Source organism: Metabacillus sp. B2-18, assembly GCF_021117275.1.
Taxonomy (GTDB): domain Bacteria; phylum Bacillota; class Bacilli; order Bacillales; family Bacillaceae; genus Metabacillus.
Window position 1 is genome coordinate 2,830,342 of the sequence record NZ_CP088245.1, and the last position, 22,644, is coordinate 2,852,985.

Below are 22,644 nucleotides of genomic sequence, written 5' to 3' on the forward strand. Positions count from 1 at the left end.
AACCAATTGTGGTCTTATTGTTTATATTTTACAAAAAAACAAACATTACTTCCTCTAAAGTAACTTTTTCAAACACAAAAAGGCTGCTGTTTAACAGCAACCTTTAATAAGAATAGCTTTTATTAGATTAAACGAGTTGTGACAATACCTTCAATTTGAGTGATTTTCTCTTCAAGTTGAGGGATAATGTCACCATTTACTTCGTTGTCAATATCAATCATTGTGTACGCATACTCACCACGGCTTCTGTTTACCATGTCTGCAATGTTCAGGTTATAGCTTGAAATAGCTTGAGTTATTTGGCCAACCATATTTGGCACGTTTTTGTGGAAAGTTGCTACACGACGTTTTCCTGTATATGGAAGAGACGCATTCGGGAAGTTAACTGAATTACGAATGTTTCCTGTTTCTAAGAATTCCTTCACTTGACGTGCTGCCATAATCGCACAATTTTCCTCAGATTCTTTTGTAGATGCCCCTAGATGTGGAATTGGTACAACGTTTGTCATTTTTAATATGTTTTGATTAGGGAAGTCTGTTACATATTTACCTACTTTTCCACTTTCTAATGCGATCTTCATATCATCTTCATTCACTAACTCACCACGTGAGAAGTTCATAATATGAACACCTTGTTTCATGATGCTGAATGTTTCTTGATTAAACATACCTCTTGTGTCGTTAGTTAGTGGAACGTGTACTGTAATATAGTCAGAGTTAGCATAAAGTTGCTCAAGGCTCATTGCACGTTGAACTTTACGAGATAAATTCCAAGCAGTATCTACAGAAATGAATGGGTCAAATCCGATAACATCCATATCTAGTCCAAGAGCGTCATTAGCTACAAGCGCACCAATCGCACCTAAACCGATAACTCCTAGTGTTTTACCTTTAATCTCTTTCCCAACAAATTGTTTTTTGCCTGCCTCAACTAGCTTAGGAATTTGATCTCCTTCACCGTCTAATGTTTTCGTCCATTCAACACCTGCAAAAAGATTGCGTGAAGAAGCCATTAACGTTGTTAAAACCATTTCTTTTACTGCATTTGCATTTGCTCCAGGAGTATTGAATACAACAATACCTTGCTCTGTGCATTTTTCAACTGGAATATTGTTTACGCCCGCACCTGCACGTGCAATAGCTTTTAAGTTTTTTTCAAATTCCATTGAATGCATGTTAAAGCTGCGAAGAACAATTGCATCAGGATTTTCACTATTATTGTCGATAGTGTAATTACCTTTGTTAAATACATTTAAACCAACTTCTGCAATGTTATTTAACGTTTTAATTGTCTTTACTTTTTCTAATGTTGTTGTACTCATCTTTCGATCTCCTCTTTTCATCAGGTAAGTTTTCAAATTTTATGAATATTTTCATTTTAATAGAATAATGGAATTATAACATAGTTTACTCGAATTATCCTCTCCTATTAAACAGAAAAAGGCAAGGGAAGATTTCCCTTACCTTTGCCCAGGCGAACGGCTTCGACACTATGTGCTCCCTCACGGTTATCCGCGTTTCGCCAGTTACACATAGCCTTTTGAATTAAATACATTTTAACACAGTTGGCGTGAACTTCAACAGTTATTTCAAGAATTTTCTTGTTTAAACTTTTGAGTACTATTTTCTGTTATTTCATACTAAATAATTAAACGTTTCCATAATAATGCCGTTATTTTCTACCCTTGTACAATTTTATAGATTAAATCATTTCCTGGGTAAGCGCATATACTGACTTATTTCTCCAAATATTTTAACATGCTACAGCAAATAATCTTCTAGTAAAAATGATCAAGATTTTGAGTCAGTAAAAATGTACTTTGCCGTTAGTTCCATCAATTTCTCAATCTGATGTTTATCTTTGCTGAACGTTGATGAAGTTACTAGTCTATTTTTTTCGTCAAAGTATTTTCCGGTAACTGATTGTAACTCAGGAGATGTTGCTAAATATAAGTAAGTTTGGGCCATTTCATCTGGAGAGATGGAAAACTTACTTTTTACTGAATACATAAGTTTCATCAGTTGAGATAAATTTGGATACCGTTCAATATCTATTTTCACATTGGTAACTCTTATACAATTCACTGTAATTTTTGTGTTCTTCAACTTATCGGAAAGCCAATATGTGTACATCACTTGAGCAAGTTTTGATTGATAATACGCTGTTTCAACTCGGAATTTCTCATTGGTAAATTCAGGATTAGAATAATTGATTTTTAAAAACGGGTGTAAAACTAATCCTTGTGAAGCAATTGTAATAATTCGACCTTGTTCACTTTGTTTTAGTTTATCTAGTAATAATTCTGTCAACAAAACAGGTCCAATGTGGTTTGTTGCCCAAACAGTTTCGATGTTTTCATCTGAATATTGAGGTGCTTTTCTACTAATATCAAAGTCAGCTGCATTATGAATAAGAACATCGATTTGGCTGTGATTAGATATTAATTCATTAACTGCAGATCTAATACAACATTGAGAACTCATATCTAGTAGTAATAATTCCACAGAATCGCTATTACTTTTCTCCTTGATTTCTTCTAATGCAACCAAACCCCTTTTTTCATCTCTGCAACCGATAATAATTTTCAACCCATGTTTTGCTAGTTGAATGGCTGCAGCTTTTCCAATCCCCGAATTCCCACCAGTTATTAAGCATGTTTTGCTTGGCCATACGTTCACTCCTTTTACTTGGCAAAACGTCTTTCATAAAACTACATCTTAATTATCATAAAATAACAAAATTGAATTTTAGTTAACATAACAATATTATTATCATCTAATTGTGGATCGTGATTATTTTACTATTTCACCATCCAATGAACTGGTGTTTTTAAACCAAGTGGTAACCTCGTATCACGATTTCCATTAGCGGAATTTACTTGAGCTTGCGTTAGAAAAATACATCCCATTAAATTTGCTCCACTTAAGTTAGCATCGCGTAAATCTGCACCAAGAAGGTCAGTTACTCTCATATCAGCTTCTCTTAAATCAGCTGCAATTAGCAGTGCTCCTCTTAAATTTGCTCCTTTTAGGTTTGCTTTTCTTAACTTTGCACCTATAAAATCGCTTCTTTTTTCATGTCTTTTTTGAGCTTTGTTTGCTTGTGAACGAACTAGCTCACTTACCTTTTGTAGTAACTCACTCACACCAGCTCTATGAACATGGAGATTCAACTCAAGTATAGACTTAGGATTTTGAGCAGTGAGAGCCTCTGTTTTCTCAAGCATATTACTTAGGTCTTTATATATAGGTTTAGCTTCTGCTCGCTGCAATGCTTCTGTTAAGTAACAAAGCATTTCATGCAGTTGCTGCATAATTGGAAAAACATTGTACATTTCGTTCGCTATTGCTGGGTGTTCTCGCCAATCTTTCCCTTTATATGTTATTTGGGAAACCTTCTGTCCTGCCCCAAAGCATTCATAAACTGTACACCCGCGATATCCTGTATTTCTTAAGTTTTTATGAATTTTACAGCGATAATCTTCTTGAAGATTTTCACATGGAGATCCACTAGCTTTATCTTTTGCAAAGTCTGCTGATTTCGCATAAGGTAAGGCCACACAACAAAGCCCAAAACACTTTACACAATCAGCACTATATTTTTCACTATTTAGTAGATTCGTAGACAAGAATTACACTTCCTTTAAAAAACCTCGTTATATCTAAAATTACCTTGCAATAATACCATATAATAACAATCGGAGGTATAGATTATCACTATCTTGTATCACTTTTCCTCCTTAACTTAAAAAAGAAAGCTATCAAATTGAGAGCTTTCTTTACATATAATTCAAGCTTAAGCCAATATAAATACATGCAGTTACGGCAATAAATCCTGAGAAAAATAAACCCTTATGTAGCCTGGACCAGTTTTTCATCCAGCCCCATCTTTTTTGTTCAACATCAAGCCAAAAGAAATCAAAAACAATGGCTGCGATTAATATAAGATAAACAGTAAATGCCCCCATCTGGATTGGAACCCCTCCTAGCATTTAGACCTTAACCTATTAACTGTTTAAAACCAGCTTCATCTATATATGCTTCACCGGGTTCTCTGTCTAGATTTTCCGTTTCACCATCAATCCTAACTCTCAGTTCTGATAAGACTAATGCATCGTTTTCTTCTGCAGATCTAATCATATACTGCAATTGATTTTGTTCAAATTCTTGTTGCTGTATCTTCATTTTTATTTCCTCCGATTGCTGTTAACTCATAATATTTAAACTTGACCATAGATACGATTCCAAGAATTGGTCCAATCGCTAATAGTGTGAAAACCCACTCCCACCCCATAATTTTTTGTGAAACTGGAATAAGATTAATTGAAAATATGGTAATTAGAAATCCAATACACATTTGAAAAGTTAATGCTGTTCCTACATAACTACTATCTGATACCTCTGAAACAGCTGCTGAAAATTGTGCTGAATCTGATATAACAGTCATCCCCCAAATAAATGATACTGCAAGAGTCAGCCAAATAACCTGACCATATGTAAAACCTATCAAAATAGAACAAATTGCACTTATCATCATCGAGATCATTGTAAGATTAGCTCTTCCAATTTTATCAGAAATAATGCCCCCTAACACACATCCAATCCCTCCTGCAATTCCAATAGATAGAAATGAGGAAAATGCGATAATCCAAGGTGAAACTCCAGGTGAATTGTTGTAAAAACTAGCAGCTAAGAATGTAGGCAGCCACGTCCACATCGCATACAATTCCCACATATGCCCGAAATACCCATAGTTCGCTAACATTACTGGTTTATTTTTTACAACTTGATGAATTAATGTAATGGAAAAAGGAGTTTTTGTCGGAGTTATCGTTGGATCTTTTACAATAAAGTAGATGATAATTGCTGAAAGAATGGATAGTACAGAGCTCGTGATGAGTACGAACTGCCATTGAAATGATGAAAAAAACATTAACACAAAATGTGGTAAAGAAGAACCTAGTGTTAATGCAGCTATTAATATACCTATAGCAAGTCCACGCTTTCTAGGGAACCATTGAGATAGTATTTTAACAGCTATAGGATATACACCAGCGAGGCATACACCTGTTAAAACTCTTAAGAGAATTCCGAGTAAAGCCTGGTCAACAAAGATGAGAATTCCATTAAAAAATGAACCACTTAGTGCAGAGATAGCAAAAACTTTACGAGAATGAAAGCGATCTGCCATACCAAAATAAGCACTACAAAATGCTCCTACTACAAAGCCAAGAGGTACTGAAGCTGATAGCCATGCTTCTAATTGCGAGGTAATATCCCAAAAGCGAATAAGCTCTGGTGCTATAACTGATGCACTAAACCATAAGCTCAAGGCGAATAAGACAGAAAGTCCAACCCAAAACAATGTCCTCCATTCTTGTGATATCATAGGGACCTCCCTTTCGTTGTTGAAAACGATTTCAAAAAGTGTGAGTGTGTTGACTTTTAGGTGCTATCTCTAGAATGGATTAAAGAGTATCTTTTATATAGTACTTGTAACTCGATTGAAAGACATGTTTTTTTCCTAATTTTAGCATATGTTGGTGAAGCAGATGTTATTTTTCTTATTTTATTTAGGAAAAAATCCATTGTTGAGTTAATTAAAGCGAATTTATTTAGCCGAAATAAGGTAGTGGTGTTTTTGGAGACACATTCTGTTTTAATGGCCGGTTTACTGTCCCGATTATCCTTTTATCGAGACACACCATGATTGCCTCAACTGTTTTCTGTCCCCATTCCTCATGTATCAAGACACATCTTGCTTGCTTCTCATGTTTTCTGTCCCAATTCCTCATGTATCGAGACACATCTTACCTGTTTTTCACAGTTTCTGTCCCGATTCCTCATGTATCGAGACACATCTTGCTTGCTTCTCATGTTTTCTGTCCCGATTCCCGATGTATCGAGACACATCTTGCTTGTTTCTCACAGTTTCTGTCCCGATTCCCGTTGTATCGAGACACATCTTGCTTGTTTCTCACAGTTTCTGTCCCGATTCCCGTTGTATCGAGACACATCTTGCTTGCTTCTCATGTTTTCTGTCCCGATTCCTCATGTATCGAGACACATCTTGCTTGCTTCTCACAGTTTCTGTCCCGATTCCTCATGTATCGAGACACATCTTGCTTGTTTCTCACAGTTTCTGTCCCAATTCCTCATGTATCGAGACACATCTTGCTTGTTTCTCACAGTTTCTGTCCCGATTCCTCATGTATCGAGACACATCATTCTTGCTTCAACCAGTTCCTGTCCCGATTCCCCTTTTATCGAGACTCGTCTTGCACTTCACCCTAATTCCTGTCCCGATGTGAAAACACCGCTCTTCACAAAAATAACCCAGCACCAATTCAAGTGCATGGGTCATCTACTCTATAAATTATAACAACGCATCAGCTTCTACGATTTCTAGCGTAAGGTTTCCTGAAGATGATAAGTCAATTTCATATGGTGCTACTTCCTGGTCTTCTTCGTCACGAATGATCCGTATTTCCGGACGTCCTACTGAATGGAAATTGTATTTAGTGACAATTCCTGTTCTTCCGTCATTTAATTTAACAGTTAGTCCTTGTGGATAGATCGCAATGCAGTTTTTAAATAACTTCAATTGATCTGTATCAAACTGCGTGCCACTTCCCGAATACAAAAGCTCCATTCCCTGGTGAGGAAGCATAGCTGGGCGATAGACTCTGTGACTTGTTACCGCGTCGAACACATCAGCCACACTTAAAATTTTTGCATAGGGATGAATTTCGTTTCCTTTCAGTCCCCTTGGATAACCCGCTCCATCAAGTCTTTCATGATGTTGAAGAGCACAATGCGCAACAACAAATGGTACTTCATGTACTTTTCTTAGAATATCAAAACCTAGTTGTGAATGTGATTTCATTTGTTCAAACTCTTCTTTTGTTAATCGACCAGGTTTGTTTAGCACTTCAGGTTTTACAAAGATTTTTCCAAGATCATGTAGTAATGCTCCTAGACCAATTTCTTCGATTTCTTTTGTTTGAAGACCGTTTTTAATTGCAAGCTGACACGAATAAATTGTTACGTTCAAGCTATGGGTATACACATGACTTTCATGTATTTTTGTGGTAGCAAGCAGATTTAGCACTGTTGGGTTTTCAGTTAAGATCGTCAAAATATCCTTGAATATTCGTTGAAAATTTCTAACAGTTTTTTCTGTTTCCATCATACCCTTAACAGTGGGTTTTGTAATATTTATATCTGCAATTGTATTTAATCCATCAGTAATGACATTCGTTGCTTCATTTAATAGTTCAACTGGTATAGATTCTATAATATCGATACCTTCTGATGCTGTATCTTCTATGTAAACTGTATTAATATTAAGATTTTTAAGTCTGTTAATAAAGCTATCAGTAAGTTCCGTTCCCTTTGTTAGTAGAATTTTGCCGTTTTCACTATAAATAGATTTCCCTAGCTTTATTCCTGATGAGCATCGCTCTAATCTAACTAAACGCATTCTTTCTTGCTCCTGTCTCACATGTATTCCTTGAAAAAGTTAGGATTAATGCGTCTTCACTATGTGTAAGGTCAACCAGCACATTAATTCTTTTCTAGATGTCTTTTTCTTGTCATACTAAATGTCTCTTACTGTCGATTATAGTCAATTTTTCTTTATATTTCAATGAAAGTTCGTGATCATCTTACTTAGGAAATAAAATAAAAAAGTTCACAAATTCTAATTACTATATCAAAATAGCAATATGTTATTCCTGCTTTAAAGTCAATAGTTTATTTTCCAACTTACGATAATAGCCACTACTCACAAATCCCTTAGCACCTCGTAGTATTTCATTTGAATAATGTTCAGGTGGTGCAGCTTCTTCCTTCTTATTCACAACAAGAAATGTAAGGACATTTTTATGTAATACACCATTTATCTCTACATTAATAAATGCAGGGCGGTAAATGTTAGCCATAACACCTTCTCGTTCATACAAATAATGTAAGGCTTCTTGATTAATTTCATATACTTTTCCTTCAACAATATCATCTGCTTCAATCATATCCGCGCGGCTTCCATCTTGAAAATGAACGGTATAGGCTAAAGAAAAATTTGTGGCATGACCACAGCCGACGATGTTTTTAAACAAGTGATCTACTTTTCCCAGCTTGAATCTTTCATTATCCATACATGAACCATAAGCAAAATATAGTAATTTAGATGTATTTGTATGTAAGTGACGTTTCCAGTCACCACAATTAATTATAGGCAGATTTTCTACTTTCTTATGTAAGTAACTATATACAATGGCTTGTTCTGAGTGATGATCAGTAAAAATGGTTTGGGTTATTCGTTCGTATTCGTTATCGACACCTTCTGCTTCGAAGCCCTCTAACCAATCTAGCTTTTTTAATATCATTTCATTTATTTCATATAACTCCCCGTATATTACTTTTACTTTATCTGTAATCATCGCTGGATAACCTAAACCTGTATCGAAAAGAATCCCATGTGTCCAGCATTGCTTTGCAAGACACACTGCTCCATTTAGAAAATGATGATTGGATTCATGTTCACGGAGTGTACCATACACAAAAACCTTATATGTATTTTTCATAAGAAAATGTCCTCCTCTGCATATCATCGTTACTTACAATGGTATCATGAAAAATTGATCTAAGGAGGACCTTTCTTATGTTCATAAGATTAACCTGTTATTATAATCCTCCACAAGTTGACTGTTTCGTTTCCTCTGACTTAGTTGGATCAGATGAAGTTACAGATTCTAATCCATAACCTGTAGAGCTTATTTCTAAGTGCTCCTCTTTTCTTTTACCGTCTAGACTTAAGTTTTTACCAAAATGATCTTTTTCCAAAGTTTTCATTCCTTTCAAACTCCAAAGCACCTACCAACATGGTAGATGCTTTGGGTTCATTATGTTAGAAGTTTTGGTTTTGTGGTTGCTGTGATTTTGAAAAGAAATTGTTATTTGCTGACTGAGTTGGTTCTAATTTTCCCATTCCTTGCTGAATACGCATGTCTTTAGGATTTGTTCCATGCATATAAGCAGGTCCTGGTTGTAATTGTGGCTTTTGTCCCATTGGCTCTGGGTGTTGGATATATTCGAAATTCGCTTGTCCATCTAATGTTGGTCCATGTGCCCAGTTACCAGTGCTGCTGTCTTCTCCTTCAGAGAAGTTCATAAATGAGTATGATACCTCTTGTTTCTCATACTCTTGGTTAAAGTTACTTGGTACAATTGCACCTTGTGTTTGTTCAATTTCTTCAATGGCTGCCATCCACTGGTTTTGGTGCATCGTATCACGTGCAATTAAAAACGACAGCATATCTCTTACCCCAGGGTCTGTTGTCATTTCATATAAACGACAAACCTGAAGTCTACCTTGTGATTCTGCATTTAAATTTGCACGAAAGTCTGCTAATAAGTTACCACTTGCAATTGTGTAACGAGCTGTCCAAGGGAAGCCTACACTGTCATTTGGTTGTGCCCCAAGCCCATTTACGATAGCGTGTTGAGGATTCATTCCACCCAGGACAGCTTCAACTGCAGGATCTTTTGCCCCCTGTTCCTGATCTTGTACTGGTGCACCGTCAAGTAGCTGGGCTATCATTGTTGCGATCATTTCTACATGGGCAATTTCTTCTGTTGCAATATCCAAAATCATATCACGATATTTTCCTTCAGCACGACAGTTCCAGCCTTGGAAAAGGTACTGCATCATAACTGACATTTCCCCATATTGTCCACCAAGGATTTCTTGTAATTTTTTTGCATATACTGGGTCTGGTTGACTTGGCTTTGCGTTATATTGTAATTCCTTTACATGATAAAACATGAAATCTCTCCCTCAAAGAAAGTATTGTTAAAACAACTTACACTACTAGTGTGGGGATAGTAAGAAAAGATATAACGACCAATTGTAACCAATACTTCATTAACTTAATCAATTGTAATCTTCTCTATGTAAAGATTGTTAATTTTTATCGAAATAAGAGGATTTTGTATTTAACTAGCCGAATACAAACATTGCTTAGGTTTGAAATTTAAGATGAAAGCAAGGTCGTAATATGTTAAATGAATTTTTATTGAATTTACTTTTTATTTTGGTCGGAATCTTCCTTCAGCATCTTTGGTCAGAAAAAACAGGTCATCACCAAAATAAAGTTGTCATTGGTATTGCTTCTGCCATAACAATTACCCTTTGTATTCCTTTCCCCCTAGAAAGCTCATTTGTTGAGGATTTAAAGCTTATTCCTTATATAATTGGAGGGCTTTATGGCGGAATTGTTACTTCGACCATTTTATTTATTGTCATTGTTGTCGTATTTACCTTCTTTTATGGGGTAACTGACACATACATTTCCTTTTTAATTATGTATGGGGTATTAGGGTTAGTGTGCGGTTTCATGTCTCCCACTTTCTTAATTTCAAACATTTCAAAGAAACTTGAGACAATGGTTTATGTTACGATCGTTTTTACCATTTTCTTATTTGTGTTCACAAATAGAGAAGAAATAATCACAATTCATACAATTATGATGTTATTCTCACCAACAGTCGCCATATTTGTTGTTGGTTATATATTTGAAAGCATTCGAGAAACAATCTCTCTAAGGCAAAAAATTATTAAAACTGAAAAATCAGAAGTAGTTAGTCAACTTGCTGCTAGTGTTTCTCATGAAGTACGTAATCCCTTGACTGTTACAAGAGGATTTTTACAACTCGTGTTAGAAAGTGACACCATTGAAAAAGAGAAAAGAGATGAATATATTAAGCTCGCGATTGATGAGCTTGATACTGCTTCAAACATTATTAATGATTATTTAACATTTGCAAAACCTGCTCCTGCATATTGGGAGTTGCTTGATATAGGCATTCATCTTAAACATATTGAAGACATTATCTCCTCTTATGCGAATATGAACTCTGTCGTAATTGAATCAGATCTTGTAACATGTGTTATACAGGGTAACAAGCAACAATTTCAACAATGTTTTTTAAACATCACGAAAAACTGTATAGAAGCTATGCCAGAGGGTGGGACTTTAAATATCTATACGTCGATTTTAAATAAACACGTTTTAATTGAAATATCTGATACAGGAATTGGCATGTCACAGGAGCAAATCAATCGGATTGGGGAGCCCTATTTTTCTACAAAGGAAAAAGGAACAGGACTTGGAATGATGGTGGTGTTTAGTATTATAAAGGGGATGAAAGGAAGCATTTCAATTGAAAGCAGGCAAGGAGTTGGAACAAAGTTTACAATAAAATTTCCGATTGCTGTTCCTAGATAGACAGTGGCGTAGTCATGTTAATTTTAGATACTACGCCTAACCTGTCTTTTATCTGCATACGTTAATACTCACATATGTAAACGACTCTTAGCCTCATTTATAGCTTTTTCTATAAATGCATCTTTTCCTTTTAAGTCATTTAAACTCATATTACCTGAGCGTAAACTTCCACTAATTTCATGGATATCTTCTGTAATAGATAAAGGAATTTGATCTTCTTCAATCATTTTACTTAATTCATCTGCAAGTAATTTTTCCTGATTCATTTTGCACCACTCCTATTTTAAAGTCATTCGCCATTTTCTTTCTGCTTCTCTTTGGTTGCGGTTATAAATATAATCAATTTTATCGATTACTTGGGCCCCTTTTGTCATAACCACAATGGTATAAACAACACTAAATAAAAAGCCAATAATTGAAAACCAATAGATTGTATTAATTTGTTTTTCATTTCTGCGACTAGCTCGCAAAGCTTGTCCCCTCTTTCTATGAAATTTCATCTTGTCATAGTTTATCTAACAAGAGGGTTTCTATTCGTCATTAATTAGGCATGAAACCTTCTTGGCTAATTAATATTTGATCTGAAGAAAGTGATTGTTTTAACTTTTCTACTGCAACTTGATAGGTGTTTTTTCCATACCATGTATCTAATTCTTCTGTTTTGTACAATTCCCTTACATTCAATCTCTCACTTCTTTTGCCTTGGCTTCCATCACCTGAGTAATCATCAACAACAATTCGACTTACTAAGTTTGAGAGAATTTTTGGAAATTCATTTGAAAATGGCAGTACAGGTGCAACTGCTACTTGAATAGGTAAATTAGCCTCTTTAAGCTGAGAAATAGCTTTTAATCTTGCTTGTATTGGTGGTGCTTGCGGAGTGAATCGTTTGCGAACATCATCATCGTCTGTTTCCACTGTTATACTAATCCTTAGCTTCTCCTTCAGCTTGTGAAACAAATCTATATCTCTAGTTACTAAAGGACTTCTTGTTTGAACAAATAAAAAATCTGGTGGAGTTTCAGCCATTGCCTCAAGTAAAGCCCTCGTAATTTGTTCTTTATATTCAACAGGCTGATAGGGATCAGTACTTGAAGCCATGAATATTGTTACAGGTTTGTCTCTTTTTCTTAAGTTTTTGATTTCACGAGAGAGTTTATCATGAGATTCTTGTTTTACATCAACCCATGTTCCCCATTCTTGTTTTCTAAACAACCCAACAGGACTTTGTCTTACATAACAATATGAGCATGCAAAGGCACAACCAGAATAAGGGTTTAATGAATGTGTATAGCCATATAAAAATCCACTTGTAGATGTTAATATTTTTTTAGGTATTTTATAATTTATGGAAGGTTTCATTGTTTCACCACGATTTTACTATTGAAATTATGAAAATTTTATAACTTTTGCCTTTAAACTTACGTTTAGGAATAACAAAAAAGAAGCCAGGGGCCCCTTCTTTTGCTATCTTATCTTCTCAAACCATTTTTGATTAGGGAAATAAGAACACCTCACACCTGACTATTTCATCAATTCATTCCGATCAACTGCATGTGGTGGACGCTCCATCCACTTATGTTTAATGAGCATGCTTGCCCCATTTTCAGCAAATAAACCAACTTCTCCTAGTAACTTTGAATATTCTGCAGCAATATCTCGTCTCGGACTCGCAGCTATAGCTGTTCCATAATTCCCCATCCCCGCAGCAGACATCATAGATACTTGAAACATCATCAATTTATCTGAAAAAGGAGGTTCTTTTGTCACTAGCACATAAGCATCCCATGGAGTTGGAGCAGGAAGATCATCATGTTTTAAATATTTACTCATAATTTCTGTATGTTTTTTTGCTAATTTTTTTCCTTCTCTCATATAGCTTCGAACATCTTCAGTTCGAGCAACCTGTCCAAATGCTGTAACTAAAGTTCCTCCAAGGAAGTTTGTTTGTAAATTTGCATAAAAATTTGTAATCTCCATCGCTGTTAAAGGTCTTTGCTCACCAATCCAACCTGCTAAAAAGCGTTGCTTTTCAACCATGTCTACTTCCTTTAAGTAAGGTATGTAAGGTGTTCTCACTTGCAGCCCTTTAGACAACATAATGTTTGTTGTATCATTGAATAATTCCATTGTCGAGGAGATGCATGACATAAAGTGTTCTCTTATATCATTTCGAAAAGTATGTGGAAGTAAGGCACTATAAGTAACAAGAGCTCCCTTTGCCATTTGTTTTGTATAAAAAAGGAAAAATTCATCTGTAAACAATTTTGGTGCTTTTATATCAACATCTTTTTCAGTAAATCCTTCAGGAATAGCATGTTTCTCTTCTGTAAAAATCTTTGTCACGACTGAAACATGTTGTTGAGCCAAATCTAAAGCATGCTCTAAAACAGATTTAATTTCCTTGTCTTCAACATGTGCTAAAAAATATTTATACACACAGATAAACATGCTATCTGATACATAATTAGTCCAAAGCCCACCAATCTCAGAAGCTGTTAAACGAACATGATGTGACTCCATTCTAATAACCTCCGTTTTTAATAACTATTTGTATTTTAACCAGCAATGTAAAAAGTATTTACTTTACGGAAAAACTGAATATGTAAAAAGGTAAGCCGTAAAAAATGGCTCACCTTTGTTCTTATCGTGATTCTTTTTCGTAACCTTCTTTTTTCACTTCAACATCTTTACCATTTACATCATCAATAACAGGGTGTATCTCACCTTCCATATATGCATCAGATGCTTGTTCATGTGTTGTCGCTATTCCAGCAGATAAAGTATCAGTTGCTTGATAGTCTTTCACATCATAAATCTTTCCTGCAAGATCTTTAGTGTTTTCGTTTGCTTTATTAACCGCCATTCCTATACACTCCTTTATTATAAATCTTTATGAACGATTTTCTTTTTTTGATATATCATGATTTGGATTTGTTTGATTTCCTGTTGATGCCTCGTACCCTACATTATAGGTAACGTCTTGTTGTTCTTGTAATGCTTGAGGCATTTTGTATTGATCTGCATCTTGTTGAAACTGTTTATTATTTTCTTTCATGATGATCTCCTTTTCATCTTAACTCTATTAACATACACTTTAAGGACCTTCTGAATTCATTATGTCCAATGAAATAAAATCAATGTACAAAATTAAATTACCTAGTGTTCAGATTCATATCAATGTTAAAATTGATGGCTTAAACAACAAAAAAAGAGCAGAAATGCTCTTTTTTCGTATATGTAAAGAAAACTTACTATGATTGAAACTGATCATCAGGATGTAAATTATTTTGCATATATTCCTGAACATTCTTAATTTGATCTACAGTAGCAAGTTCTGTTTTATACCACCCTTTTTCATCCATTAACTGATATAATTTATAATGATTTTTTGAAGCATTATCAAAGCACTGAGTATAGATGTCCCGAAGTTCCTTATGAGTGGTTTCCAACATCGTGCTGCCTAAGCTTCGACATCTTCCTTTTTCTAGCTCCAAACAAAGTTGTACCATTTCACGATCTGTTAATCCTCGTCCTTCTATATTGTTAGGCATTGTAAAATCTCCTTTATTGCATCATTTTTGATTGATTAAAGTATTGTGATAAGTCTGCAACTTTTAGCTGATGCTGCTCTGCCATTTGCTCTAATGACTTTTTTAAGCTCTCATCTTCACAAAGAGAAGCACACCAGTTCATTGTTTTTGCTGTAATTTCTTCCGCTCTAATTTCATCTTCAATAAAAGATAATTCCTTCATTGTTAGCTGTTTCATTTTTAAGTCACTCCTACTTTAAAATCCTTCTCTTACGTTAGTATTTATCTTTATTTTATTATTATCCATAATGATGTGAATTTGGATGCAATTTCTAACATAAGGGATATCAATAAAGAAGATATTAAGAGTGCAAAGATTGGAGGAAGAAAAAACGTGAACCATTTAAAAGCTCTGGCGATAAAATTTATTGTTTCTTTTCTTTTACTTTTTGTTGTACTTGGTCTGCTATTTCAATATTCTTTTTCAGTTATATTAGGGCTTACTCTAATTTTAGGCTTAGTTTCTTATATACTTGGAGATTTAATGCTTTTACCAAGAACTTCAAACTTTACTGCAACAATTTCTGATTTTGCCATTGCAATGTTACTTACATGGTTTTACCTAGCGACGATCACAACCTATGCCACGAATGTATTTATCGCATCACTTATCACAGCAATTGGTGTTGCGTTATTTGAGAGCGTCTTCCATCGATATATGAGAAAAAACGTTTTACACGAAAAAGAAAGCCATGTGAATATAGGAAATTTACGTTACACTACTGAAGTATCGGAAGAAATTTCTCCAGATTATCATAAAATAAAGGAAGATTAAACCTAATCAAAATGATTAGGTTTTTACTTATTTTACAGGCAACACAAATTTCAGTTCTGCATATAATAAAATGAAGGATGATTTAAGGGGATTTATTAAAAATCTGGTACCTACTTTAATTATTACCAAGTAAATTTTGATCTAAAACTTCAGGATCAACACCATTTGTTATGCTCTGACCATTCATAACTAATTGATAGTCCCCAACTCCCCCACCACCTGATCCTGTTATGGCTTTGTCGATGCTTTTGGGAGAAATGCTATATGAATCACCAAAATTAATCACTCCACCACTAACACTATCAATTTTTAAATTTTTAATAAAACACGGCATTTAGCTAGCCCCCCTTTCGTTAGAGCTTTTACGCTATTGTATGGAATTTATGTATATTGTTGTGGACACGTCCCTACTCAATGAAAAGATAGACAAAGTTTTTCATACATGAAATGGGTACTTTATACAAAGCATAAGATGAAGCAAATTTCTTCGTAATAATGGAGGGTATATCATTGAGAAATGTACGTTACTTAATACAAGATGAATTTCAAGCAAACCAAGTTGCAGATGATCTCAAAGTACAACTTAACATAAACAGGATGGAAACGATTTCAATCACAAGTGTAGAAAGTCGCAATGAGGTAATTGTCCAAATTCCTGAAGCAAATGAATCAGTAGAAGAGGTTTTATCAGGCTTTATGAGGGGTTATCAAAAAGGAATGATTCTTGAATAAGAGAAAACTTGGCTTATTGACAAGCCCCTTTGAAGAAAACCTAATTTTCCTTATACTTAGCAAAATAATAAAAAAGGTTGCCAGGGCAACCTTTTTCTACTTCTTAGCACCAAGCTGCTCCTACAATGATAAGAAGAATAAATAAAACAACAATCAACACAAAAGGATTTACTCCTGCTGAAGCAACTGGAGCATATCCATATCCACATCCGTAATTACAACCATAGCCCATGTTATTTCCTCCTTTTCATATGCTAAAACATATCTTTTGTGATAATGTTTTATTTATAAATATGTTAGGAGGCTTACTTTTGTAATAGATATATACCTATATAAGGGATATTTGTTTAACTTTAGAATTCCGGTAAAGAATCTAAGTTATTACTTTTATCACCATCCGGCTCACTACGAAGAATGTCACGCCCATATTTATGAAATACATCAACATGTGCTAACCTACCATCTCTTGCCTCAGAAAGTACTTGCATATAGTCTAACTGTCTACCAGATTCTGTTTGAAATGCGATTAAATCTCCATCATCGTTTTTTCTTACAGCAATGATTTTCTCTTGATTCGTCTTCATATCAGTTGATATTTCAGCATTAATTTCATCTTGATCTGCTTTATTTTTGTATTGATTAAACACTTCTTCAAAACGATCCATCACATAATCACCTCATGTTTCTTATTTCCAGTTGAAGTGATTTTATTCTTTCTTCTACATCTTTTCTACTTTCACACGACCTGAAAAGAACACAGCCCCTCCCCCCATATCAGCAATACGATCTGGAGTTAACGCATTTACTAAATGATTTTTACCATTCAAATCAGACCATAACCCCTGGCTTACAACAACACCCGGTAAAACTTGTTCACCAACTGAAGCAGTTAATTCACACTCACCTCGCTGATTCCAAATTCGGACAGTATCACCATCATTTATACCAAGTCTTGTTGCATCAAGAGAATTGATGAAAAGCTTTGGTGTTTTCTCAAGCTTCATATGCTTATCTTGATGAGAAAATGTAGAGTTTAAGAAATTATGATTTGGTCCTGGTACGAATAAAAATGGAAAATCACTTTCCTGTAAAATCGGGATATAAGTAGGTAAAGGTGGATAACCTTCTTCCTTCATTTGCTGAGAAAATAATTCGATTTTTCCTGAAGGTGTTTTTAAGTTATCTAACAATTGACTATTTCTATTTGCTTTTAAATACCTTTTTTTCTTTAGCTTTTCATAGGTTACATGCTTTAAAGAGGGATTGTTTGTTTGAATTAACGATTGCTTAATTAATTCCTCATCATTGTCCTTAAATTCCGGTTCATCAAATTCCATCGCTTTCGCAAGCATTCGAAAAACATCTGTATTCGATTTACTTTCACCAAAAGGATGGATGACTGGTTCATGTAGATGTATGTAATGATGCCAATAGGACGTATAAAAATCAATGTTCTCAAAGGCAGAAGTTGCTGGTAAAACAATATCAGCATACATTGCAGTTTCTGTTATAAACAACTCATGAACTACCGTAAACAAATCTTCTCTTTCTAAGCCCTTCCGTACCTTATTCGCATCTGGTGCAACCACCGCTGGATTAGTGCCGTATACAAACAAAGATTGAATAGGAGTATTCAATTCTAAAAGTTCTTTTCCTAATGAATTCATATTAATCGTTCTCGTATTTTGCTTTAATAAATCAGGTCGTTGTAATGCATCTGTGTTAAAAGCTAGAAATGCTGAATTTCCTTTAAGTGCACCTCCACCTTTTACATTCCATTGACCTGTTAAAGCAGGTAAGCACGAAATCGTACGAACAATCATTCCACCATTATCATGATGCTGCAGGCCATTTCCAATTCGGATCATCGACGGAGAGGTTTTCCCATACATTTGGGCTAATGAATAAATATCTTCTTCAGGAACTCCTGTAATACTTGAAACAAGTTGTGGTTCATATTGTTGGACATGTTCCTCTAGTTCATTAGAACCAATCGTATATTGTTCTAAAAAAGGACGATCCACTAAATTTTCTTTATAAAGAATATGCATAATTCCTAGTGCAAGTGCTCCATCAGTTCCTGGTAATATAGGAATAAACCAATCTGCCATTTTCCCCGTTTGATTTTTATGTACATCAATCACAACGATTTTAGCACCATTTTTTCTTGCTTTTTGGGCAATCATCATTTGGTGCATGTTCGTACTAACTGCATTGATTCCCCACATAATAAATAACTTAGTAGCTGTCATGTCTTCAGGATCAGTTCCATAGCTGCCACCCATTGTATAACGATATCCATTTGAACCAGCTACTGAACATATCGTTCTGTCAAGCTGACTTGCACCAAGATGATTGAAAAAACGTCGATCCATTCCTTCTGAATTGATTCTTCCCATATTCCCGTAAAAACTGTATGGTAGAATGGATTCAGCTCCTGTGTCAGAAATGATTTCTTTCCACTTAGTCGCAATCGTATCAATAGCTTCCTTCCAAGTTATTGGTTCGAATTGACCTTCTCCTTTTCTCCCTACCCGTTTAAGAGGAGATTGAAGTCTTTTCACATCATAAATTCTCTCTCCCATATGGCGAACTTTATTACAAATAGCTCCTTTTGTTACCGGATGTTCAGGATCTCCTTCAATTTTCGTGATTTTACCGTTTTTCTTATGAAGAAGCAATCCGCACTGATCAGGGCAATCAAGTGAACAAACAGAAGGCACGATCCCATTTTCTATGTTTTTATAAGACTCCATATCTTCTATCCTTTCAGTTTTAAAAATTGTTATTTTGAGTATAACAGAATTATCTGAAAGTATTAGATAGATTAAACATCATTTGTAAAAGTGGAAGCACCCCAATGCTTAGAGGTTATCTTTGTTTTTGGTTTCCAGCCTTTGTTTTGAAGCTCTTTGGCAATTAATCGATTAAAAAAGCCATGTCCTACTAAAACAACATTTTTATGTTCAGATGTAAGTTTCATAATTTTATTTGCTGCTAATTCAGCTCGTTTCTTAGCATCCTTATATGATTCACAGTTAGTAGAAAAACCACTAAACCACAAAATCCTTAATAAAACTGCCCATGTGTCTGAAGATAATTTTATTCTTGGAAAAGGTTTGGATGTTAAAGGTAATTCTATTTCACGAAACAGACTACTTGAAATGATTTTTACATTTGTTCGTAACAAGTGTGCTGAATGTATAGATCTTTTTAAATCACTTGTGATAACAAGACTTGCTTCGTTCATTTTCTTTACTGCTTCTTTTGGATAAAAAGATTCTTCAACTACACCAACTGAATTATATTGAGAGACCCAATCAGTAAATTCGTAGCATGTAATACTTCTCTCTACATCTAATTGAGAACGTCCATGCCTGATTAATGTTATCTCCATTACTTACCAAATGCAAAAATTAATTCTGTTTCACATGCGACTTTCCCATCCACTGATGCAAGCCCTCTTCCTTTTCCAATCGAACCTTTTACACGCGTAATTTCCACTTCTAGCTTCAATTGATCTCCTGGTTTTACTTGATGTTTGAAGCGGCAGTTATCAATTCCTGCTAATAGCCCCAACCGTCCTTCGTTTCCTTCTTTCGTTAACATGGCAACCGCACTCATTTGCGCTAATGCTTCTACTATTAATACACCCGGCATTACTGGATATTCAGGGAAATGCCCCATGAAAAACGGTTCATTTCCTGTAACATTTTTCATTCCAACGGCACTCTTACCTTCTTCAATCTTTATCACTTTATCTATCAATAAAAAAGGATAACGATGTTGTATGATCTCTTTTATTTTAGTATTATCTACCATTTTATTCCTCCTTGGATTTTCTTGTAAACATTTTAACACTTGTTATTAGAACTTGGTACTAATACTTTATAAAAAAAACTCAGTGTTTACTTTATACACTGAGTTTTCTATATTATAAGTGACATTCCAGGAGCATCTAGTTCTCTTTCTTCAAATCCTAATTTTTCGTAAAACTGCTGCTTTCCTTTTGCAGAAAAAAGCTGAACAGATTGTATACCAGAGTCTTTACATTTTTGTAAAAGTGCTTCAATTATTTTTTTACCTAAACCTTGTTTTTGATAAGAAGGATCAACCATAACATCACAAATTAATGCTTGATAAACACCATCAGAGATCATTCTTCCAAATGCAATTAGTTGGTCTTGGTCATAAATGGATATGTGATACCAGCTATTTTCAGCTGCTTGATATAATTGTTCCCTTGTATACGTACCTTTTTTACTTTTTATTAATCCACTCGCTTCATGCAAAGAAACGAATTGTTCAAAGGAAGGAAGTTGATCGGAAAATTGATGGCTCATTCTATTCACCTTCTATATTCATTGTATCGTTATGTAACTATACATATATTTATACAATAACTTGAATAAAAATTCAACTAAAAACAAAAAAATTTTATTTACAAAAAAAGACGAGTTTCCCCGTCTATTTGATGTTTTTTATTTATCGTCTTCTTTGTAATCATCTCGGTCTTCTTCAACATCTACAACTGGTCTTCTTCCCCAGAACATTCCCCAAGGATCTCTTCTTCTTTCATAACGATCATCATCTCTGTAGTCATCATGTTTGTCACGATCTTCTACCACTTTTACTTCCTTCGCGTGGATAACTAATGTATCAACCTTAATCACTTGTTCTTTTCTTTTAGACATTTTCCCCACTCCTTTACCCCTATAGTCGTTATATTTTATTCAATAAAGGAGTAAGCGTTATAGGCATTTATTTCATTTTCCTTACATAGTTGAATATAGTAGTCATTAACTTATCATTCCTACAACATGAACGTTTTTCTTATTATTGATTGCTTTTATAATACCGTTGCAAATTTCTTCATGTGTCAACCATCGTTTTTCATCGCCTTGCTCCATATACCCCAATTTCACTTGACTATAAGAACAGTGATTAGGAATCGTCAGTTCTGTTTTTATTTTATCTAAGTTCGAGCGACTGCCAAGTACATGGACAAATCTAGATGATTCAGATGTACTCGGTATTCCGTTTATAATTGATTGAATGGCATGCTCAGCATATGAATGAATCCAAGCTACAATTAAATGAATGGTCTTGTTTTCTTGGATGATTTCATCTATTTTCTTATTCAAGCTTTGCTCATTTGAATAGTCAATAAATACAGGTATAAGATTTTTGTTGTTATTTGATTTTTTTAATAAATTGTTCATTTTCTCAGTACTTCTTCCAACTACATATACAAGATAGCCAGTTTCAGCTAACAAAATTGAAACGTCTGTTAACATTCCAGAACCACCTATTACCAAAGCACACTTCAAGCTAATCCCTCCGGCACTAAAAAACATTTAGTCACAATATTTTTCAGCTATCATCCTGACTTCATTTATTCCATCCCATAAGTTACCCGGACCATCATATACTAACGTAATCGGACCATTGTAATCACTGTTTGCTACTATTTGTAATGACTTTTCAAATTCTCCTTTATCTATTAAACCATTATGATCATAATACGCTTTTGCATGTATAGACCCTGCAAAAGGAACTAAAGCTTGAATTGAGTCAAATTTAACTCCTTGTTCAAAGTTTCCAAAATCAACCGTTAATCCTAATTTCTTATCGAATGAGCTAATGAGTTTTTCACAATTTTCTTTAGTTGATGTAAGCGATTTAAAATTTTCCGTTACAACACGAACACCTTTTGGCTCAGCATATTCAATTAATTGTTGAAAACTATCCATTGACCGTTCTAATGCTGCCGTATCACTCGGGTTTGCTTCTCCACCAATTACCCGAATACTTTTTGCTTCTACCTTCTCAGCGATATCAATCCATTTTTTTATAAATTTTATGTCTGATTTTCTTCGTTCATCATCTGGAGAACTAATATCACCATAATCCAATAATAAGCAATGAAAGGTTATTCCTGATTTTTTAAAAGCATTTCTCATTTCTACGAGGTATCCATTTTCGGTATTTTGAAAGTGAAAGTGGCAAACTTCTAGTGATTTAAAGCCCTGTTTTTCCAATATAGATGGTAATCCCACTAATTTAGTATTTTCCGGTTGTTGCTCTATACGTGTTTTTTGTGTTTTCTCCACATCATCCCAGTATGTCCAGCGCAATGGACCAAGCTCTCGATGAAGACTCCATGTTGTTAGAGATAAATGAGACATAAAAAAACCTCCTACTTGTTTTTTATTGATATTCCACACAGCTTTCATTTTTTCCTCTATTAAATATA

Annotated in this window: 30 protein-coding genes, 1 pseudogene and 1 riboswitch; of the genes and pseudogenes, 3 read left to right on the forward strand and 28 right to left on the reverse strand. The window is 34.6% G+C overall.

What is annotated here, in order from left to right; all coding sequences use genetic code 11:
• Positions 1-122 precede the first annotated feature (122 nt).
• From LPC09_RS14250 to LPC09_RS14295, 10 genes and pseudogenes are all read right to left on the reverse strand, one after another.
• Positions 123-1,322, reverse strand: coding sequence for a phosphoglycerate dehydrogenase (locus tag LPC09_RS14250; RefSeq protein ID WP_231307616.1), 1,200 nt, complete (start codon positions 1,320-1,322; stop codon positions 123-125).
• A 139-nt stretch (positions 1,323-1,461) separates the two neighbouring features.
• A riboswitch (ZMP/ZTP riboswitch) is annotated at positions 1,462-1,540 on the reverse strand.
• Positions 1,541-1,791: 251 nt separating this feature from the next.
• Positions 1,792-2,679, reverse strand: a complete 888-nt coding sequence (locus LPC09_RS14255) for an SDR family NAD(P)-dependent oxidoreductase (protein ID WP_231307617.1) — start codon at positions 2,677-2,679, stop codon at positions 1,792-1,794.
• Between the two features lie 122 nt (positions 2,680-2,801).
• Positions 2,802-3,629: a pentapeptide repeat-containing protein gene (locus LPC09_RS14260; protein WP_231307618.1), complete on the reverse strand. Its 828-nt coding sequence runs from the start codon at positions 3,627-3,629 to the stop codon at positions 2,802-2,804.
• A gap of 150 nt (positions 3,630-3,779) precedes the next feature.
• Positions 3,780-3,968, reverse strand: coding sequence for a hypothetical protein (locus LPC09_RS14265; protein ID WP_231307619.1), 189 nt, complete (start codon positions 3,966-3,968; stop codon positions 3,780-3,782).
• A 37-nt stretch (positions 3,969-4,005) separates the two neighbouring features.
• A pseudogene (locus LPC09_RS14270) lies at positions 4,006-4,185 on the reverse strand (GNAT family N-acetyltransferase); the annotation flags it as partial.
• Entirely contained in the window at positions 4,160-5,389 is a 1,230-nt protein-coding gene (locus LPC09_RS14275) for an MFS transporter (protein ID WP_231307620.1), read from the reverse strand. The gene LPC09_RS14275 and the pseudogene LPC09_RS14270, both read right to left, overlap by 26 nt.
• Positions 5,390-6,376: 987 nt before the next feature.
• Positions 6,377-7,483 carry an HD-GYP domain-containing protein gene (locus tag LPC09_RS14280; protein WP_231307621.1) on the reverse strand — a complete coding sequence of 369 codons (1,107 nt, stop codon included), beginning with the start codon at positions 7,481-7,483 and terminating at the stop codon, positions 6,377-6,379.
• A 247-nt stretch (positions 7,484-7,730) separates the two neighbouring features.
• A complete protein-coding gene (locus tag LPC09_RS14285; protein WP_231307622.1) occupies positions 7,731-8,585 on the reverse strand; it encodes a gamma-glutamylcyclotransferase family protein in 855 nt (284 codons plus the stop codon).
• Between the two features lie 100 nt (positions 8,586-8,685).
• Positions 8,686-8,853, reverse strand: a complete 168-nt coding sequence (locus tag LPC09_RS14290) for a hypothetical protein (protein ID WP_231307623.1) — start codon at positions 8,851-8,853, stop codon at positions 8,686-8,688.
• 55 nt (positions 8,854-8,908) lie between these two features.
• A complete protein-coding gene (locus LPC09_RS14295; protein ID WP_231307624.1) occupies positions 8,909-9,826 on the reverse strand; it encodes a manganese catalase in 918 nt (305 codons plus the stop codon).
• Between the two features lie 232 nt (positions 9,827-10,058).
• On the opposite strand from LPC09_RS14295, the gene LPC09_RS14300 reads away from it, so the two are divergent.
• Entirely contained in the window at positions 10,059-11,288 is a 1,230-nt protein-coding gene (locus LPC09_RS14300; RefSeq protein WP_231307625.1) for a sensor histidine kinase, read from the forward strand.
• A 68-nt stretch (positions 11,289-11,356) separates the two neighbouring features.
• Here the strand turns inward: LPC09_RS14300 and LPC09_RS14305 are convergent, their stop codons facing one another.
• The 8 genes from LPC09_RS14305 to LPC09_RS14340 all read right to left on the reverse strand — a co-directional run bounded on the left by LPC09_RS14305 (position 11,357) and on the right by LPC09_RS14340 (position 15,059).
• On the reverse strand, positions 11,357-11,554 hold the full coding sequence (locus tag LPC09_RS14305) for a hypothetical protein (RefSeq protein WP_231307626.1): 198 nt from the start codon (positions 11,552-11,554) through the stop codon (positions 11,357-11,359).
• Positions 11,555-11,566: 12 nt separating this feature from the next.
• A complete protein-coding gene (locus LPC09_RS14310; RefSeq protein ID WP_231307627.1) occupies positions 11,567-11,758 on the reverse strand; it encodes a hypothetical protein in 192 nt (63 codons plus the stop codon).
• Positions 11,759-11,828: 70 nt separating this feature from the next.
• Positions 11,829-12,650 carry an SPL family radical SAM protein gene (locus LPC09_RS14315; RefSeq protein WP_231307628.1) on the reverse strand — a complete coding sequence of 274 codons (822 nt, stop codon included), beginning with the start codon at positions 12,648-12,650 and terminating at the stop codon, positions 11,829-11,831.
• A gap of 162 nt (positions 12,651-12,812) precedes the next feature.
• Positions 12,813-13,811 (reverse strand): DUF3231 family protein, encoded by a 999-nt coding sequence (locus LPC09_RS14320; RefSeq protein ID WP_231307629.1) that lies wholly within the window; start codon positions 13,809-13,811, stop codon positions 12,813-12,815.
• 121 nt (positions 13,812-13,932) lie between these two features.
• Positions 13,933-14,154 carry a YozQ family protein gene (locus LPC09_RS14325; RefSeq protein WP_098799626.1) on the reverse strand — a complete coding sequence of 74 codons (222 nt, stop codon included), beginning with the start codon at positions 14,152-14,154 and terminating at the stop codon, positions 13,933-13,935.
• 27 nt (positions 14,155-14,181) lie between these two features.
• Positions 14,182-14,346 carry a hypothetical protein gene (locus tag LPC09_RS14330; RefSeq protein WP_162987381.1) on the reverse strand — a complete coding sequence of 55 codons (165 nt, stop codon included), beginning with the start codon at positions 14,344-14,346 and terminating at the stop codon, positions 14,182-14,184.
• A gap of 196 nt (positions 14,347-14,542) precedes the next feature.
• Positions 14,543-14,842, reverse strand: coding sequence for a spore coat protein (locus LPC09_RS14335; RefSeq protein WP_231307630.1), 300 nt, complete (start codon positions 14,840-14,842; stop codon positions 14,543-14,545).
• A 13-nt stretch (positions 14,843-14,855) separates the two neighbouring features.
• Positions 14,856-15,059 carry a hypothetical protein gene (locus tag LPC09_RS14340; RefSeq protein WP_231307631.1) on the reverse strand — a complete coding sequence of 68 codons (204 nt, stop codon included), beginning with the start codon at positions 15,057-15,059 and terminating at the stop codon, positions 14,856-14,858.
• A gap of 156 nt (positions 15,060-15,215) precedes the next feature.
• Here LPC09_RS14340 and LPC09_RS14345 point away from each other — a divergent pair, with 156 nt between their 5' ends.
• Positions 15,216-15,656, forward strand: coding sequence for a DUF2512 family protein (locus tag LPC09_RS14345; RefSeq protein WP_231307632.1), 441 nt, complete (start codon positions 15,216-15,218; stop codon positions 15,654-15,656).
• Positions 15,657-15,771: 115 nt separating this feature from the next.
• Here the strand turns inward: LPC09_RS14345 and LPC09_RS14350 are convergent, their stop codons facing one another.
• Positions 15,772-15,990 (reverse strand): spore germination protein, encoded by a 219-nt coding sequence (locus tag LPC09_RS14350; RefSeq protein WP_098799622.1) that lies wholly within the window; start codon positions 15,988-15,990, stop codon positions 15,772-15,774.
• Between the two features lie 176 nt (positions 15,991-16,166).
• Here LPC09_RS14350 and LPC09_RS14355 point away from each other — a divergent pair, with 176 nt between their 5' ends.
• Positions 16,167-16,388, forward strand: a complete 222-nt coding sequence (locus LPC09_RS14355; RefSeq protein ID WP_231307633.1) for a hypothetical protein — start codon at positions 16,167-16,169, stop codon at positions 16,386-16,388.
• 103 nt (positions 16,389-16,491) lie between these two features.
• Here the strand turns inward: LPC09_RS14355 and LPC09_RS14360 are convergent, their stop codons facing one another.
• From LPC09_RS14360 to LPC09_RS14400, 9 genes are all read right to left on the reverse strand, one after another.
• Positions 16,492-16,620: a YjcZ family sporulation protein gene (locus LPC09_RS14360; RefSeq protein WP_141549747.1), complete on the reverse strand. Its 129-nt coding sequence runs from the start codon at positions 16,618-16,620 to the stop codon at positions 16,492-16,494.
• 121 nt (positions 16,621-16,741) lie between these two features.
• A complete protein-coding gene (locus LPC09_RS14365; RefSeq protein WP_231307634.1) occupies positions 16,742-17,053 on the reverse strand; it encodes a DUF3892 domain-containing protein in 312 nt (103 codons plus the stop codon).
• A gap of 54 nt (positions 17,054-17,107) precedes the next feature.
• Complete coding sequence (locus tag LPC09_RS14370) at positions 17,108-19,144, reverse strand: molybdopterin-containing oxidoreductase family protein (protein ID WP_231307635.1); 2,037 nt, start codon at positions 19,142-19,144, stop codon at positions 17,108-17,110.
• A 71-nt stretch (positions 19,145-19,215) separates the two neighbouring features.
• Positions 19,216-19,785 carry a histidine phosphatase family protein gene (locus LPC09_RS14375; protein WP_231307636.1) on the reverse strand — a complete coding sequence of 190 codons (570 nt, stop codon included), beginning with the start codon at positions 19,783-19,785 and terminating at the stop codon, positions 19,216-19,218.
• Entirely contained in the window at positions 19,785-20,210 is a 426-nt protein-coding gene (gene fabZ, locus LPC09_RS14380) for a 3-hydroxyacyl-ACP dehydratase FabZ (RefSeq protein WP_231307637.1), read from the reverse strand. The genes LPC09_RS14375 and fabZ overlap by 1 nt, the downstream gene beginning before the upstream one ends.
• Positions 20,211-20,317: 107 nt before the next feature.
• Complete coding sequence (locus tag LPC09_RS14385; protein ID WP_231307638.1) at positions 20,318-20,731, reverse strand: GNAT family N-acetyltransferase; 414 nt, start codon at positions 20,729-20,731, stop codon at positions 20,318-20,320.
• A 138-nt stretch (positions 20,732-20,869) separates the two neighbouring features.
• Positions 20,870-21,082, reverse strand: coding sequence for a hypothetical protein (locus tag LPC09_RS14390; protein ID WP_098799582.1), 213 nt, complete (start codon positions 21,080-21,082; stop codon positions 20,870-20,872).
• A gap of 105 nt (positions 21,083-21,187) precedes the next feature.
• The gene (locus tag LPC09_RS14395) at positions 21,188-21,718 is read right to left on the reverse strand and encodes an SDR family NAD(P)-dependent oxidoreductase (protein WP_231307639.1); all 531 of its coding nucleotides are present in this window, start codon (positions 21,716-21,718) and stop codon (positions 21,188-21,190) included.
• A gap of 27 nt (positions 21,719-21,745) precedes the next feature.
• Positions 21,746-22,576, reverse strand: a complete 831-nt coding sequence (locus LPC09_RS14400) for a sugar phosphate isomerase/epimerase family protein (protein WP_231307640.1) — start codon at positions 22,574-22,576, stop codon at positions 21,746-21,748.
• Positions 22,577-22,644 lie beyond the last annotated feature (68 nt).